11 protein-coding genes and 1 pseudogene are annotated in these 17,129 nt (G+C 44.4%); 2 read left to right on the top strand and 10 right to left on the bottom strand.

Going from position 1 to position 17,129, the window contains the following annotated elements:
• Positions 1–142 precede the first annotated feature (142 nt).
• A complete protein-coding gene (locus C6H66_RS16600; RefSeq protein ID WP_011145550.1) occupies positions 143–523 on the top strand; it encodes a type II toxin-antitoxin system RelE/ParE family toxin in 381 nt (126 codons plus the stop codon).
• Complete coding sequence (locus C6H66_RS16595; RefSeq protein ID WP_011145549.1) at positions 504–842, top strand: helix-turn-helix domain-containing protein; 339 nt, start codon at positions 504–506, stop codon at positions 840–842. Before C6H66_RS16600 ends, C6H66_RS16595 begins: the two co-directional genes overlap by 20 nt.
• 306 nt (positions 843–1,148) lie before the next feature.
• On the opposite strand, the pseudogene C6H66_RS16590 reads toward C6H66_RS16595, so the two are convergent.
• The 10 genes and pseudogenes from C6H66_RS16590 to C6H66_RS16550 form a co-directional block, all read right to left on the bottom strand.
• A pseudogene (locus C6H66_RS16590) lies at positions 1,149–1,529 on the bottom strand (aminotransferase class III-fold pyridoxal phosphate-dependent enzyme); the annotation flags it as partial.
• Between the two features lie 140 nt (positions 1,530–1,669).
• Positions 1,670–5,017, bottom strand: a complete 3,348-nt coding sequence (locus C6H66_RS16585; RefSeq protein ID WP_105396139.1) for a non-ribosomal peptide synthetase — start codon at positions 5,015–5,017, stop codon at positions 1,670–1,672.
• A gap of 9 nt (positions 5,018–5,026) precedes the next feature.
• On the bottom strand, positions 5,027–6,262 hold the full coding sequence (locus tag C6H66_RS16580; protein WP_105396138.1) for a cytochrome P450: 1,236 nt from the start codon (positions 6,260–6,262) through the stop codon (positions 5,027–5,029).
• Positions 6,259–7,782 (bottom strand): MbtH family NRPS accessory protein, encoded by a 1,524-nt coding sequence (locus C6H66_RS16575; RefSeq protein ID WP_052739384.1) that lies wholly within the window; start codon positions 7,780–7,782, stop codon positions 6,259–6,261. The genes C6H66_RS16580 and C6H66_RS16575 overlap by 4 nt, the downstream gene beginning before the upstream one ends.
• On the bottom strand, positions 7,775–8,545 hold the full coding sequence (locus tag C6H66_RS16570; RefSeq protein ID WP_105396137.1) for a thioesterase II family protein: 771 nt from the start codon (positions 8,543–8,545) through the stop codon (positions 7,775–7,777). Before C6H66_RS16570 ends, C6H66_RS16575 begins: the two co-directional genes overlap by 8 nt.
• Positions 8,542–8,721, bottom strand: a complete 180-nt coding sequence (locus C6H66_RS16565) for an MbtH family NRPS accessory protein (protein WP_036814158.1) — start codon at positions 8,719–8,721, stop codon at positions 8,542–8,544. Before C6H66_RS16565 ends, C6H66_RS16570 begins: the two co-directional genes overlap by 4 nt.
• Complete coding sequence (locus C6H66_RS16560; protein ID WP_105396136.1) at positions 8,718–10,364, bottom strand: ATP-binding cassette domain-containing protein; 1,647 nt, start codon at positions 10,362–10,364, stop codon at positions 8,718–8,720. Before C6H66_RS16560 ends, C6H66_RS16565 begins: the two co-directional genes overlap by 4 nt.
• Positions 10,361–10,609 carry a P-loop NTPase family protein gene (locus tag C6H66_RS26880; RefSeq protein WP_248000702.1) on the bottom strand — a complete coding sequence of 83 codons (249 nt, stop codon included), beginning with the start codon at positions 10,607–10,609 and terminating at the stop codon, positions 10,361–10,363. Before C6H66_RS26880 ends, C6H66_RS16560 begins: the two co-directional genes overlap by 4 nt.
• Positions 10,575–12,098, bottom strand: coding sequence for an ABC transporter ATP-binding protein (locus C6H66_RS16555; RefSeq protein WP_248000701.1), 1,524 nt, complete (start codon positions 12,096–12,098; stop codon positions 10,575–10,577). The genes C6H66_RS26880 and C6H66_RS16555 overlap by 35 nt, the downstream gene beginning before the upstream one ends.
• 19 nt (positions 12,099–12,117) lie before the next feature.
• Positions 12,118–17,115 carry a non-ribosomal peptide synthetase gene (locus tag C6H66_RS16550; RefSeq protein WP_105396135.1) on the bottom strand — a complete coding sequence of 1,666 codons (4,998 nt, stop codon included), beginning with the start codon at positions 17,113–17,115 and terminating at the stop codon, positions 12,118–12,120.
• Positions 17,116–17,129: the final 14 nt, after the last annotated feature.

The raw sequence follows: 17,129 nt of genomic DNA, 5'->3' as shown, positions 1-17,129 counted from the left end.
ATGGGTAATAGTCCGGTTGAATTGCCCACTTTACCGCTAAATAACTCAAGTGCCCCAGACTTTTTTATGCTCTCCCCTAGTTGCTGAGTATACCATTTCTGGTATACTGAATTCACACAATACCAGAAAAGGTATAAACAGGATGGAGCAACAAAGTGAAAAGCTGCTAGTGTGGATAGGCAGCAGCAAGAAGGACTTGCTGAACTTGCCGAAGGACGTGCAGCGCTTCTTTGGCTTTGCCCTAGACTTCGCGCAGCGTGGCGAAAAGCATGATGCTGTGAAGGTGATGAAAGGGTTTGGTGGTGCCGGCGTTCTGGAAGTGTTGGAGGACGACATAGGTGGTACCTACCGAGCGGTGTATACGGTGAAATTTGACGAAGCGGTCTTTGTGCTACATGCCTTTCAGAAGAAGAGTAAGCACGGCATAGCGACGCCGAAAGAAGATATGGACATCATCCGTAATCGACTGAAAGTGGCCGCTGTGATGGCCCAGGAGATGAAAAATGAAAGAGAAAACCATTAATGGCGTAGCGGTTGAAATCAGCTCCGGCAACGTGTTTGCCGATCTGGGTTTCCGTGATGCCGAAAAGCACAAAATTAAATCCGGCTTGGCCTTTGAGATCATCAAATCTATCAAGCGTCTGGGGCTGACACAAACTACTGCTGGCGAACGTATTGGGATCAGCCAGGCAAAAGTATCCCACCTGTTCCGGGGCGATTTTTCCAACCTGTCAGAACGTAAGATGATGGAGTGTCTGAATCGGCTGGGGTGTGACATCGAGATCACTGTCAAGCCGACTACTGCCCAAACCGGGCATTTAATTTTGGCACATAGCGGGTAAGGTAAATTTGCCCATCTCTGATTAGCGGTGGGTAAAGACCAAACACATTGAAAGTTATAGAGAGCATAAAAAACCTTGGGGCATTTATGTGGTAAAGCAGCTAAAGAAGCCACTTTAACGTATAAGTATTCATGGGCCGATAATGGGTAATAGTCCGGTTGAATTGCCCACTTTACCGCTAAATAACTCAAGTGCCCCAGACTTTTTTATGCTCTCATTTTTACGCTCTCCTGTGGAAGAACCCCCAAATTTGACGATCAATTTAATCGAGGATCTAAAATATCTATTACTTTAGCTAAGACTTCATCAACGCTCCACATAAGCATCCATCACAGGCTGACGATGATCCTTATTACCTGTCAAACTTAATGAGGTTCCTGTCATACCGTGAAAACCATTGGTAAAAGCAACGACTCGACAGCGTTGGGTTACTTTACGTGCAAGCTTAATCGCCGATTCAACAACACTGCTACCAGTCGGTGAAGTAAACTGTAGTTTATAGGTCAACTCTCTGGGTACCAGAATGTTTTCTTGAAAAGCGGTGATAAAGTCTTTTTTCGCTTTAGTGTGCAAATCCAATGCACCTTGAATACCATCTTCATTGATGTACTGAAATACAGCCAGTTTTAGTGCGTAATGGTTATGCCCATAATTCAACGCCCCTGCACAACTGAGAAAATCAAGATATGGCGAGCCATCTGTTTAAGTTCTCCTCTAAACGTTTTCTGAATGAGGCTAATGTAAGTCACTCGTAGATTAGACTTCTGCGTTTACAGCAACTAAAAACTGTGGAATCAAGTACCAAAAAATTAACTATCCAACGATAATTAAATAATCTGCCCGGATAAAAAAGCCATGTCTTCTATCTTTTCACTAAGCCGTTCGGCCAACGCTAAAGCGAATCCCGTGCCATAGCGTCTTTCATCTGCTGTCACATTTATTAAAATACCTTCTCCTTTCAAATCATTTATCAACTCAACCCTAATCGGTAAGCTGGTATGGTCACGCACATCTTCATTAGTATTCACCAACCCTCGTTCTAATAACTCATTGCGAGAATGAAAATGAACGTAGCTAAACGTAGCCTCGAAGGGTGGCCCTCCTAACAGAGTTTGTATTTCTGAATATGGAAAACGTCTAAAAGGCAATATTTCTTTTTCAGCATCGAAAGCCTGTCTTGCCAGCACCTGCCAGTTATTGGCAAAGTCAAGATTCAACTTTATCGGAATATGATTAAGGAACAGTCCAAGAGTCAAATCCGCGCCTTCCCTCTCAGGTCTACCGTTAACAGACATCCCTGCGACAAAACCAATATCTTGTAACTGATGGGCTGTTGTCAGATAGAAACTAGCAAAAAACATACTTTTTAACGGAATGCCCCAATCTGATACATTTTTTAGCAATTGCTTCACTGTTCGTTCCGGCAAGACCGATACTGCTTTCCTATGATCAGTATCTTGATATCTATCCGTTTTTCCTTTAGCTAAATATTGACTAAAAAACTGTTTCGCCTTGTCGTTACTTAGCGCTTCACGCTCAAGTTTGACAAACTCTGACAATGGTGCTGGTTGCTCCAATAAAACAGACTCGCCAGCTAAATTGGATTGATACAATCTCAAAAGCTCAAGGATAAAAACAGACTCACTCCAACCATCAAGGATCGCATGATGAAAGGCATAAGCTAACCGAAATTGCCCTTCATTCAATGTCGCCGCATGTACCCTCATTAAAGGAGCCTCTTCAGGATCAAATGGTCGGCTTAACTCAACCATTACCTTTTCGTGACGTGCAGCCAACTGTTCATCATCAAGATTTGTGTAGTTTTCCACTATAAGTGGCAATGATGGTAGTGATTCAACCAATTGCATCACTTCACTAAAAGAGGCCAAATCAAATCTTGTTCTGAGAACTGGGTGCCTTTTGGCGATTGCCTGAAGCGTGTCGTGAAATATTTTTTCATCCAGTGGCAAGTTGACATCCCGAGCAATAACATCAAGGTAGATTGCTTTACCACTGTATAATCCCTCAAACAGCATCCCTAGCTGCAATCTCGTCGCCGGATAAGCAGTTTCGATATTAACAGGCAACCTTTGCTTATCCGTTTCATTTATCAGTGGGTTCTCATTCTGCTGACTGAGAGCTTCTTCTGTTTGTGCCAAACCGCGGCAAACCTCACGCAATGTCGGATTGCGAAATAACGTACCCAGCTCAATCATCAAGCCCTGTTTCTCAGCCTCTGCAATCACCTGGATCGCCAGAATCGAATCGCCCCCTAGGGAAAAAAAATCGGCTTCAGGCACTGCGTCAAACGGGCCCAATACTTGTTGCCAAATCTTTGCGAGCAGTGCTTCATCTTCCGTCAGTCCATTATCTGTTTGTTCTGGGAGCACCAAATCTTTACACATTTCCCTAAGTGTCGAGGTACGAAATAAGGTAGAGAGTGTCAGATTAAGCCCTCGTTTTTCGGCTTCCGCGATAACCTGAATAGCCAATAACGAATCGCCTCCCAACGCAAAAAAATCAGCATCAGGCACAACGTCAAATGGCCCTAAAATTTGTTGCCAGATCTCTGCCACCAGCGCTTCCGTCATGGAGAGTTCACCAGATACCACCTCTTCTAATCTCTCAGCCTCTTTCCAACCCATCAAAAATCGACGATCCACTTTACCACTGCTTGTTAAAGGTAGCTGTTCATGCTGAATAAACTGACTAGGCCACATATAGCTGGGTAACAACGCTTGAACCCGAGTGACGATAGCTTGCTCAACATCAGTGCTTTTATAAGTTGTATGATCAGTGTGAGTTGTATAATGGGCGACTAGTTGTTCAACATGGCGATCACTGTCAATGTTCAGCACAACACAAACAGCGCTCACATCCTGGCAACTTTTTATTGCATGCTCTACTTCTGTCAGCTCAACTCGATGACCCCGCACTTTGACCTGATCATCAAGCCTGCCTACAAACTCAATCAGTCCATCATTCGACAATACTCCTTCATCACCAGTAGCAAACATTCTGGCTCCTGGTTGAGTGGAGAAAGGATCAGGTAAAAAACGCAGGCTAGTTAGCCCAGGTTGATATAAATACCCCCGTGCGACAGACTGTCCCCCAATATAGATTTCACCACGCTCACCTGGCCTGACCGGTCTTAACATCTCATCCAATAAGTACATTTCCGCATTGACGATAGGCTTACCTAAGGGAGATTTTATCGCATCAATACTTAATGATGACATAGAGTAACTACTCACCAAAGTCGTTCCTTCAGTCGGACCATATACGTTATTAAATAAAAAGTATTTGTCTGGTTTCTGCTTTCTGGACAAATACTTAAACGCATGAGTGACTGACATTGCATCGCCACCAACAAGCAATTGAGGTACGCTATCCAGAGCCTCTTCGCGATAATCTACCAATACGTGGAATAAGGCAGGTGTCAGTAGCAATATCGTAATACCATGTTCAACAAGGCATTTCGGCAGCTCATCAATGGCTTGATATGAAGGAGAAGCCAATACCAATGCCGCTCCATTAGTCAATGCTCCCCATATTTCAAAGGCAGAAGCATCAAAAGCCGCCGGCGCTAATTGCAATATTTTTTCATTAGGTCCGAAATGAACGTACTGCTGCTTCTGGCTAACGAGGTTGGCAACACCATGATGAGTCACTCCCACTCCTTTGGGGCGTCCTGTACTTCCCGAAGTATAGATAACATAAGCTAGCTGTTGACTGGTAACTTGTGGCAGGATTTTTGGCACTACAGACTGGATTTCATCGATATAAACAGTGGCAACATTTTCAATGACCGTTGAATCTTTCATCATGGTTCGAGTCAACACCAACCTTGCACGCGAGTCCGTTATCATATAACGAAGTCGCTCAGTCGGATAATCGGGTGGTAGTGCTAAATAAGCAGCACCAACTTTAAGCGCAGCCAACATCGCTATGATCATGTCAGAAGAGCGCTCAATATAGATTCCAACCACATCTTCAGCCCCGATACCCGACTCCATTAGTCGATAGGCAAGTTGGGTAGCACGGTCTTGCACATTTTGGTATGTCATTTCTACATGATGTGCACTAATGGCGATCTTGTGAGGAGCATTCTCAACCATCGCATCAAATTGTTCATGCAACACTATTCGTTCATGCAACACTATGCGTTCTTTCATTATTTATTCCTATGAATAATGTGCAGCAGTCAATTTGACTGGCAAGCGATGGTAACCAGATAGAAAAGTCGAATAGATAGGGCTGGGTTCTCCACACAAAGAGATCTCGTCAACAAGCTCCACAAGCGCCTCCAGCAGTGCAGTAATTTCTATTCTGGCAAGAGCGGCACCAAGGCAAAAATGAGCCCCATATGAAAAAGAAATATGCCGATTATCACTCCGATTCAGATCAAGCTGATTAGGTTTAGTAAAGACAGCTTCATCGAAGTTAGCAGACCGATTCCAAACAATGACAACATCACCAGCCCTAATCTGCTGACCGCCTAATTCAGCATCTACCGTTGCGGTCCGACCACCATGTAAAGCCGGCGTGGTCCATCTCAACAACTCCTCTGCTGCCTTACTAATTTCTGCTTCACCACGTCGCAATTGAGCCCAGCATTCTGGATATTCGGCAAATGCTTTTATGATGCCTATCAATGCCAACCGAGTTGTTTCATCGCCACCCAGTAACACGCTATAGCAATTGAAGACTATTTCTTCTTCTGTTAATGCCAAGGAATTTTGAGTCATTGCTATCAGGTTACTGACAAGATCATCTTCCAATGGCTCGATTTTGCGAGTCTGAATACATTTATAGAAATACATCAACACTTCATTTCTGGCGAGTCGGGTATCTACTTTATCAACTGACAAAGAGTTCGAAGCCAGTGCTGCACTTGCATTGACAAATAGTTTTGCTCGATCAGATTCTGGAATTTTCAAAATATCACATATAGCCGCTAACGGAATATGTGGAGCTACATCAGTGGCAAAGTCACATTGCCCGGATGCTACCGCATTATGTACAAGCTCATGCATCGCATTTTTGATTCTTTTTTGTACCGACATCAGGTTCTTAGGGCTGAAAGACTTTAACAACTCTTTGCGGATTTGACGGTGTCTGTCTCCATCAGACACTGCAAGCATGCGACCACCCGCTGTGTCTCCATCATGTAACAGTGTAGCCATGACATTTCCACGAACAGAGGTAAAGGTTTGACTATCACGGTAAACCCGCATAGTTAACTCATGGGTGCTGACAACCCAAAATCCTGATTGACCATTGACCGATGGATGCCAAGCAACAGGTGACTCATTACGTAATTGCCGCCAGATGTTATCTATATCAGGACGTAAATGAGTCAGGGGGTCAGTGAGATTTATGTTATCCGGCACTTTAGCTACATTTGAAATAAGACTCATATCGCCCCCAATTCATGCGCATTAAGAATTTGAACTTCTTCACTGTCCATAAATCGAACATGAAAACGCAAGCACTGCCCCATACGCTGATAAATATCCAGAAATGCCTTATGGTTATCCACTTTGCCCAACACCATGTTAATTTCATTGGTTTGTGAGCCACCCGGCAAAGTAGTTCCTGCCCACACATATGGGCGATATGACGATACACCATCAAGAGAGAGAAGTTCATCTTCCCCATTAATTCGGAGAATTTCACATGGACGTGTTGGCGCAATATGGCAGATATTGAAATAGACGCGCTCAGGATTGAACACAGGGAAATCAATCATTTTTCCCAGCGCTAATCGTGCAGCCATTTCAAGCAGGCTAATATTGAGGCTGATTTTGGCCATCTCGTTGATACCCCCGCCCACTCGACCATTTACTTCAATGATCCTGGGTCCCTGCTCAGTCAACTTCAGTTCGGTATGGGTGATCCCCCGATTAACTCCTAACACTTTGATGGCACTTGACGTTAATGCATAGATTTGGTTTTGTTCACTATCACTTAAGACTGATGGCCAGATATGACCATATTCACGAAAAGGGGGACTAAGTGGCATCTTGCCGGTCACATTTATATGCTTAATCTCTCCGTTAACCACCAAGCTTTCAACCGAGACATAATCGCCAAAAGGCAACGATGGCCGCCCCTGGAGGAACTCCTCTAATACCAGTGAACGACCACCATCAAATCCAATCTGCTTATTTGAAAGCAGTTTTTCTACCAGTCTCTTTCCTGTTTGCGGATCTTCAATAAGATAAGTATCGATGCTGCCACCACCATAGGATGGTTTTAACACTGCGGGAAGACAAACTTGTTCAACAGCTTGCTCCCAATCTGACACAGTGTTAATGAGGTAGAATCTTATCGACTCAATGCCAGCCTCTTGTAAAGCCACTCGCTGCTTATATTTGTCAGTAAGCCGATAGACCGTTTCGAGATCGTGAAAAGGCAAATTCAAGTGTTTTGCCAGCGTAGCTGTAAGACGTAAGGCACGCTCACTAAATGTCACAATCCCCGCAGGATTAAGGAGAGCGAGTTCTGATACCGCCCTTGCAATATCAGAACCATCAACTACGTGACAAAATCGTGAGAAGTAGGATATGCGCTCTCTTGTGTGTTCGTTTGAATTGATAACAAGTACAAGTGGTGCAACCCCATTCAATTCAGTGACAATATCTTTGGGAAGGGCTGCGCCTTCATCATAAATCACTATCAGAGGTTGATTATCAAAGGATTGTGGGCCATTACGCAGAGAAGCCGGGCGCATATCGGTCCAAACTTCTTCAATCCATTTTTTACATGTTTCTTGCGTCCCACTAAAACCGGTCGCTCGCCATCCGGTAGCGACAGGCCATTCGGAATGAACACAGGCATATTGCTCTTCATCATTTATTACAACCAAATATTCATCCGTCAAACCTTCAAAACTGGATGAATACTTCATTTGTGTTTGGGTATTTTCATCACTCATTAGCGCAGACTTCCTTTTTTAAGCAAGTTTGACGGATACACAAATAAATGTCGTAAAGCTGATCTCGATAATAGAAGTGATCTCCAGGGAACATGACTAATTGGCAAGAATCATGTGTCAGCGATTGCCACTCTTGTAAATGATATGGACTCACCCACGGGTCACGATCACCGCCAATGGCTAAAATAGGGCAATGTACCTTGCCACTGGCTTGTTTGTGCTCAGCCACCAACAAATAATCAGCACGCAATACAGGCAACATGAGATCAATCACATCCTCATGAAGCAGTTTCTTATCTTCATTTCCTATATTGGTTTTTAGCTCTTCAATCCAGGCTTCCCGGCTCATGCGGAGTATCTCTTCTGGCACCATGCCATTCAAATGTGGTGGACGTGCTGCTGATAAGACCAAATATTCAACGGTTCGGTTAGCTTGTTCTAAAAGTAATGCCAATTCATGACATAACAATGCTCCCATACTATGACCAATAAGAAGAAGAGGACCCTGTGTATGCAGCAATACATCTTTTGCCGCTGTAGCCGCTAAATCTCTTATACATAAAGGGAGTGGTTCAATACTTCGAGAACCTCGTCCCGGATACTGAAGCACCAGTACCCGATAACTATCTGCCAGCAGTTGCTGAACCCAGTCGGTCATAGAATAAGCACTGCCGCCGCCAAAAGGCGCAATCACAACAGTCATTGTCGTTTTCTCTTGATCGCAGTAATTCCATAATCCTGGCGTCAGTTGAACACGTTTCATTCCAACGTCTCTCCGGAAACTTTCAATTTGGGATCACGCCAATATGTAGCTATCCAATCCAGGCATTCTTGTTCTGATCCCGAAAAACCCACATTTTGCCACCCTACCGGTAATGTCCGACCTTCTGGCCAAATGGAGTGCTTATCCTCTTTGTTACATACCACCCTGTAATTCATGATGTTTCGCTCCGCCGTTTGATAGTCACCACTTGATCCGCCTGAGCAAGCAGGTCAATATTTTGCGAGGCTACAATCCAGATCCCCGGCCACTTTTTAGGTAGTGCTGACCATATGGCTCTGGCTGTATCAGTATCCAGAGATGAATCGCAATCATCGACGACATAAACTTCGGCTGAATGACATAGCATACGGGCCAATGCCAAACGTTGGCGCTGGCCTCCTGATAACTGTTTGACACTACCGGAACCCAGCACAGTATCAAGCCCTTCAGGAAGATCAGATGAACCCGGTTTCAGATATACTGCCGTTAACGCCCACTCCATAGTTTCATCACTGATAGCGTCGTTACCCAGTGCCAAGTTATCTCGAACAGTACCGCCAATAAAGCCAGCACCCTGACGGGCATAAGTAACTTTAGGGCTTTGCCACCAATCAACGTCTCCACAAACTTCTTTGTTATTCCAAAGCACACTTCCTGATAAGTGTCGTTCCAGCGCTAGCAGACCGCGAAGCATACGACTTTTACCGGAACCCACTTCTCCATTAACGACAATGAGTTGATTGGGTGTAGCTGCAAACGAAATAGGTTGCGTATCGCTATTGCAACAAAGCCCCCTCACCGTCAGTGATTTCAGTATGTCATCAGCAATAGGGGCTTCGCTGACAGGCTGCTCTGTCTGTAACAGTGGCTGAATTCGCTCGTAGCAGACATCGGCATTTTTATAGTTAGCCAATGCGCGACCAAAAAAGAAGATCTGCTCACTGACCCAACCGATATAAGTCAAAAACAGAGCCAATTTACCAATAGTGAAATCACCACTGACAATTCGGGTACTGACAATAATCAAGACAATAGAGGTACCTAGCATCACGATGTTACGAAATAGCCCCGACAGCAGATCAGTGAACATTTGATGCTTTGCCTGCACCGCCCGACGACGTTCAAAACTTGCCGAAAGTCGCTCAATATGCAGATCCAACTTTCCACCAAGGCGAAGGTCACGGATTCCTGCCAATATGTCGGTGATACGACCCGCAATTTGGCCTTGATATTGACGTTTCTCTTCCTGTAATGCTCCGACCTTATGTTTGAGAGCTATACCCAGCCACAAACCACCAACCATCGGTAAAAGCGCCAATGTCGTCACAATGTCAGTACTCAGCAACACCACAAGTGCTATCAACAATAGTACCGCCCGGTAGAAGAAATCTGCTGTCCAGCCGAGAAAAGAGGCTACTTCATCACTGTCATTACGAATACGGTTGAGCATATCCCCTTGAGAAAGACGCATATCCGCGCCAGAGTGACTGCAATTTATTCCCTCCAGAATGCGTTGTTTAAGATATGCGCTGACCTTAAAAATAAGGGTAAAATCAATCTGTAAGCCAAAAATCAGTATCACTGAGCGTAATACCATCGAGCCTACCGCCAATATCAATAGCCACCAAACCGCTGAACCTGCGGGATCGACAACAGCACTATCAAGAAGCCGGCTGATGGCAAAACCAACGACCAAAGGTAAGCCGTGGATCAGCGTCCATATAACCATGCTGATGAAGTAAAGAAAGGAAAATCTGCGCACTAAACTCAGTAAAGAAGGCAACATTTTTGATGGGAAAAAGTGGGTTAACCCCGTCATGATATAAGTTCCCTATGTTTTGTTAACGTTTTGATCCCTGCGCCATGAAGGACTTCCTCGACACGGCCTTCATTCATGATAATGATTTGGTCAGCAGTGGATAATGTATGCAGGCGATGGGCAACGATGATCACGGTACGATTAGCGCTAATTTTTTCCAGTAATCTCATCCAACTCTGCTCAGTGCGAGGATCTAATAGCGAGGTGCCTTCATCTATAATGATTAATTGTGCGTCTTGAAGCATGGTTCTTACCCCGGCAATCATTTGGACTTCCCCTTCCGACAATGAACGCCCCCCAACCCCCACCCAAAGTATCCAGCCCCTCTGGTAATGTCTTCGCCCATTTATGGATCTCTAACTCTTCGAGCGCACACCAAATTGCATCATCTGAAATGCTGTTATCGAACAGAGTTAAGTTTTCGCGTAGTGTTGCTGAAAAGAGATACGCTTTTTGGCTTAACACTGCCACACGATTGGAAAATTCATCAGGATGAATGGAAGTGACCTCAACACCAGCAAGAGTAACCCGTCCGCTATCAGGCTGAGCCAACCCACACATGAGATTGAGTAATGTGCTTTTACCTGCCCCCGTGCGCCCAACAATGCCTACTTTGCTTCCAGCGTCCACACTGAAGCTCACGTTATGTAAGACTTGCTTACCCTGACTTTCATAGCGAAAGTCAACCTGATCAAATTGAACTGACAGGGGGCCTTCAGGTAGCTGATTCTCTACACTGTTGTGATTGACTTTCTCCTCATCTCGCAACATCTTGACTACCAGTGATAAGGTCGCCATCAATTGTTGTACCTGATCTACCTCCGAAGACATCTCTTCCATTGGCTCTCTGAGTCGGTCAACATAAAGATAAATCATGGTTAACGTACCAATACTGATACTGTTATGACCGAGTAATTGCAGCCCAAATCCAAAACCCAGGCCAAAACTCAAGGCAAAAAATAGCTGGGTAATCGGCCAAAATATGCGTCCGCTGACATAGGCTTTACGTTCTATTTTTAATAAGCCAGAAAGCATCTTCTGTAGTTGCAAAGCAGGCCAACGGCTCCTTCCCAATGAATGCAAATCATCTTTCGCGGCAAGAGTATCGCCGATAAAACCAAATATGTGGGCTCTCTCTTCACGGGCTTTTTTCCATCGCACTACTGCAAGGTTAGTAAGTTTCACCAGAACATAAGCCACAACGAGAACCAACACGGTAATTGCGATACCAACTTCTGGGATAATAGAAAACAAAATCACCAAAGTACCTAATGCTAATGCGATATTTCCTATAATCCGGAATCCAGATTCCGCAATAGTTTTTCCAATGATGTCCGCATTCCCCTCAATCTTTTCAAGGAGCTTACCCTGAGCTTCACTTTCAATTTGCAGGATAGACCGATTGTGCACAACATGATGAAATAGCTGACGCCTAAGTGCATCGGCAATACCCCAACCTGCACTGGTACTGCAATAACTGGTAACCAGACCAGCGATAACACCGCCAAAAGAGATGATTGCGTATCCCAAAGCCAAGAGGACCAGTTCATAAACGAAAGTACCTGCGGTAGCTTTATCGATGTAATGACGGATCACAAATGGCCCCACTAAATCGCAAACAAGTGTGGCAATTAATGCTAGGAAAGTGCCAATAATGGCTTTTTTCATTGTCCGGGCGCTCTGCCAAAGCAACTTAAAACCTGTTAATGGGTTAGGAGAGTTCATACCTTGCATATTCGTTTGTATCTTCATATTAATTTTTATGAGTTATCCGTTCATTAAATTCAGATAGGACCGTTTTTATTTGCTCTTTTGGCATGACATCACCTGCAAATTGAGCACGAATTTCCATCTGGCCATCATTCACACTGATGTTAAAACAAAGCAAATAATCCATCGGCGTTACCCGAGGCTTCCAGTAACCCGTTCCCTCTGTGGTGATATCAATAAAGATCGGATTAACTTTCTCCTCATCAGGTGTATTCAGAAATAAAAGCTCTCCTTCAAAATCCAGTCTTAATTGTGGTCGAGGAATTGCCTTTAATTTTTCGGTGATTTTAGGATTAACAGAAAGATAGCGAAGTGCTTCAAAGCCAAACCCTCGAACAGGTACCTCACGTAACAACCGCGCCACATCAGTTGCATGTTCATCAAAACTGCGTCCCATCGAAAAGGGCAATAGGAACGGAAAACCACATGTAAACCAGCCGATAGTACGTCCTAAATCAACTTCGTCGAATAGGTCTTCTCGACCATGCCCTCCCAACTCAACAAGGATATTGTTGGCACTGGAAGGAAAATGGCTTTCTAAAGACCGAGCAAGCAGAGTCAGTAATCGGGCAAGTACGGGAAGTTGACTGTGCTCAGATGGTTTTAAAAACTGCTGAGTCTGTACTTCATCAAATACTGTTGTTTGCTCAACCATATTCGCCTCAATGCCAATAGCATCCGTACTTACTAACTGCTGTGCCTGTTCATAAGGTTGTGAAAGCCAGTAACGAACACCAAACAACTCTGGATCATCCTGCACCAATCGGTGTAAACGTCTGGCCCAAGCGAGATACGAAGTTGTCGGAATATCTAATTCATGGGCTTCAGCTCCTCCAAGCAACGCCGCTAAATCTTCTGTAAGTAAATCCCAGGAATAAGGATCGACTACCAAGTGATGAACTATAATCAACAATTTGTCCGGCAAATTATGAGCAGTCCGATAAAGTTGTATGCGGCAAATTGGCCCATTCAGCAGATCTAACGACTTATGACCTATATTCGCTAACTCAGTAATTTTCTGCGATAAGCTATTTGGGGCTATCTGCTGCAATTCAAATTGTTCAATTGCGATACGGGCTTGCGGGTTAATTCCTTGCCACCTCCCCAATGTAGTAACCATAAAGCTGGCTCCCAAAATAGGGAATCGGGCCAATAGCGCTGCTGCTGCCTGTTCAACAGTCTCCAATGACAAAGTGCGACTCAGTGTAAACAACACACCATGATTACAATGATTTTCATTTGGATTATCACGCTCAAAAAAAGCATGCTGAGCTGGTGTCAAAGGGGCCAAATCACTTAATTCATTCGGCGCATGTCTGACTTTGGTTAGTGCGCCCTTCCACTTGGCTAATAATGCATTAATTGCAGCTTCATTATGACGGAAAGGGATGTATTCAAGGGTAATAGTCAGTTTCCCATCAACGATGGCCGCATTGATTTCCCATTCCAGAGGACGGTGCCCCGTTGCTGCCCGCCGCATTCCAATATCTTCTTCTACACTGAAAAAGCCATCATTCGGCTGCTTCGTATTGAAACGCCCTAAGTAGTTGAATCCAATGTTTGGATTCTGCTCCATAACATAAGTTTGTTGTAAATGGGTCTTAATATAGGGATTAGCTTCAATCATTGCAGTCGCAACTTCGACTACCGTAACCATAGCATTGACCGGTAGCACAAAGGGACCTATTGTTGTAAACCACCCCACAGTTCTCATTACGTCAATAGACTCGTTTTCCTCTTGCCTGCCATAACCTTCCAACTCAATCAAGAGTTGACCGTTACCCTGTTCAACAGCAATGGTATTTGCAAGTCCCGTCAAGAGAACCGCAGGGATTCCTCCGTTAGGCACTAATGCCGAAATTTCCTGAATATATTGTGTTTCCGACTCAGATAACTTGACTTCAGCAACCGAGCGTTTGCCATAAAGGTTACTTACATGACTATTCACCTGTACCACATCAATTGGTGTGGTCAACTGGATCGGAGGAAGTATTTGGGGAGATGTTGCTGTTTGTTGTTGAGACCAATAGAGATATTGCGTGCTTTTCCTCGGTAACCTCGGCATTTCTTTTTGAATAATAGCCTGATACGCAGTTTCAAGATCTTCCAGCAAAATTTGCCAGGAAACTTGATCCACAATTAAGTGATGTAATGTCAGCAAAACTCGAAAATCATCCAACATCACAATTCGTAGTAACGGTCCTTCCTCGATTGATAATGATGCATGAGCCTCATTGGCGATGGTTTCTTCCGAACAATCTGGTTCAGCAAACCAAAGTAAGTTGTCATAAGGCGAGCACAAAGCTTGATAATGCTTCCCCCTCTCTTTGGGAAAACAAACTCGCAATTGTTCATGGTGCTCAACTAGTAACTGTATCGCTAGGGATAATGCTTCTGCATTTAACTGCTCCTTTGTACTGATCACATGTGACTGATTCCAATGGTGCTGTTCAGAAAACCGCTGCTCGAAAAACCATTGTTGGATTGGTGTCAATGGTGCTTTTTCTATACGCGGAGTTGAATTTGCTGCCATTTCGCCTTTGGTACTCGCCAGTTTTGCAAGTGAAGCAATAGTTGGATGTTCAAGCACATGACGAGGACGCAAATTGATCCCCAAAGAGCCCGCCTCATGTATCAGACGGATACCAATAATGGAATCCCCACCCAAAGCGAAAAAATCATCCGTGATGCCCACTTTGGCTAGCTTGAGGTATTTACACCATAAATCACAAAGCTGTTGCTCCAACCTGGTGCGAGGTGCAATATAAGAAGCAGATTCAGATTGTTGTTTTGCCAGTGCCTTTAATTGCTTACGATCAACTTTACCATTGGCATTACATAACAGCGCATCAAGAAAATAAAACCTGCTCGGCACCATATAATCCGGCAATTGCTCAGCCAAAAATTTACTCAACGAGCTAGCATCCACAACGGCATCACTCGGTTGCGTCACGAAAGCGCTTAATTGCTCAAAGCCACCCATATCAACAAGTTCAACCGTACACATCGCTACATCTGGATAGCTTGCCAGTACTGCTTCAATTTCTCCAAGCTCGACGCGTCGGCCGCGAATCTTCACTTGGTTGTCAGACCTGCCAAAGCACTCCAATATGCCATCCTCTCGCCAACGACCACGATCGCCCGTCCGATACATACGAGCACCTAGGACAGGCAGAAATGGGTCAGGCAGAAAAGCTGCCGCCGTGAAGCGATTACTGCCGATATATCCCCGCCCGACATTCGGTCCACCAATGAAAATTTCACCACCGACCATTGGAGGAACAAGTTGAAAATCTTTATCTAATACATAAATTGTCACGTTTGGCAAAGGTGTACCCACTGGACAATATAGCCCATCAAACTGTTCTTCGACCCTTCCTTGAGTCACATCATCGGTACACTCAGCGGGACCATAAGCATTTAGCAGTGTCACCGTTGGTATACACTGATGCCAACGACGTGCCAGTTCCGTGTTTAACACTTCTCCGGTTGAGATCATCCCACGTAGCTGTCGCTGAACCAGCGTCTTCAGTGAAATTGATTTTTCAAGGATATCTAGGATGACTGCGATGAGAGAAGGAACCAGTTCAATATATTCAAATTCCTGCTCAATAATGTATTGAATTAACTCTTGAGGATCTTTTACAACATCATCAGAGACAATAGAAACCGTCGCACCTGCGGTTAATCCGGTAAACATTTGCCAAACTGAGATATCAAACGAAATGGGTGCTGTTTGCGGTAATACCACTCCTGGTTTCAATTCACAGTTTTGGACCCGAAATGCCAGTAAATTAAGGAAGGAACGATGTTCAATTCCTACACCTTTAGGAAAGCCTGTCGAGCCTGAAGTAAAGATTACATAAGCTAATTCGCTTGGTGATGGCTCAGTTACCTGCTGATTAAGTAACTTTATCTCATCACCATCCACTAAAACCGGGCTTTGAAAACTAAGTTCACTGAATGAGAACCAAACTATCTGCGGCATATCTACAACATGATCTGCAATCAATGCTTTCGCATGTTTTAGCATATGCTGTTGCCGGGCTTTCGGTAAAGTTGGATCAACGGGTAAGTAAGCACCACCAGAGAATAAAATACCGGTAGCAACAGCAATAAACCGAGCACTACGTGGTGCTGAGAGCGCCACAATATCATCGGCACTAATGCCAGCATTTTTTAACTTCAATGCTACCGATAACGCCAACTGAAATAGTTCCCGATAGGTGAGCGATTCTGTTTCATCACGCAGAGCTATCGCATGGGGGTTACTTTCCGCTTGCTCCAACACTAGCCGATAAAACGATTTTCCTGAGCTATAATCAGGTTGTGAATTGAATCTGGCTAGCAATTTTGTTTGCATCGCGTCATCGACGATAGCCATATTATTCAGACAGATGTCGAGATCAAAAAGCCCCTTGTTTAACAGTGTAGCGATACCTGTCGCTAAATGATGAAGCGTCTGAGCCTCAGCAACAATTCCACTAACACTAACTACACCATCAATAAGTTCGATAACTATCCCAGTTCCCGTCTGAGCGCAATTAACGACAATAGGCATGAAATGCTCTAAGAACGGCATCAACAGCGCCTTGTCTATCGATCCATGATTAATCACCTCAACAGCAGCCATGCGAACATTGCTTAACCATTCACGAAAAGTCACAGCAGGAGGTACAGTCAATAAGACAGGCAAACGCTTGCCTTGTTCTGTGTTAATATGCAACACAACAGAGGATACTCCCCCAATACGGCGCAACACGATACTAGTCACTGCCGCCAAAATTGCCCATGTCAGCAATTCAGAGTTGCCCGCTACTTGTTTCAGTCGGTCAGTAACAACGGAGGAAAGCGGACATTGCGCACTTACCAAAGATCCCTCATGGTGAGGAAAAATATCTGCGGTTGCAGCAGCGGCCTTAGTTAAATCACCAACCCGCATCAGCCAGTATTCACGATCAATCAGCTTCATAGTTGTCATTTTTTTATCCACAT

Source organism: Photorhabdus hindustanensis (genome assembly GCF_002968995.1).
GTDB classification, from domain to species: Bacteria; Pseudomonadota; Gammaproteobacteria; order Enterobacterales; family Enterobacteriaceae; genus Photorhabdus; species Photorhabdus akhurstii.
This window is presented reverse-complemented; position numbering and strand designations above follow the sequence as displayed.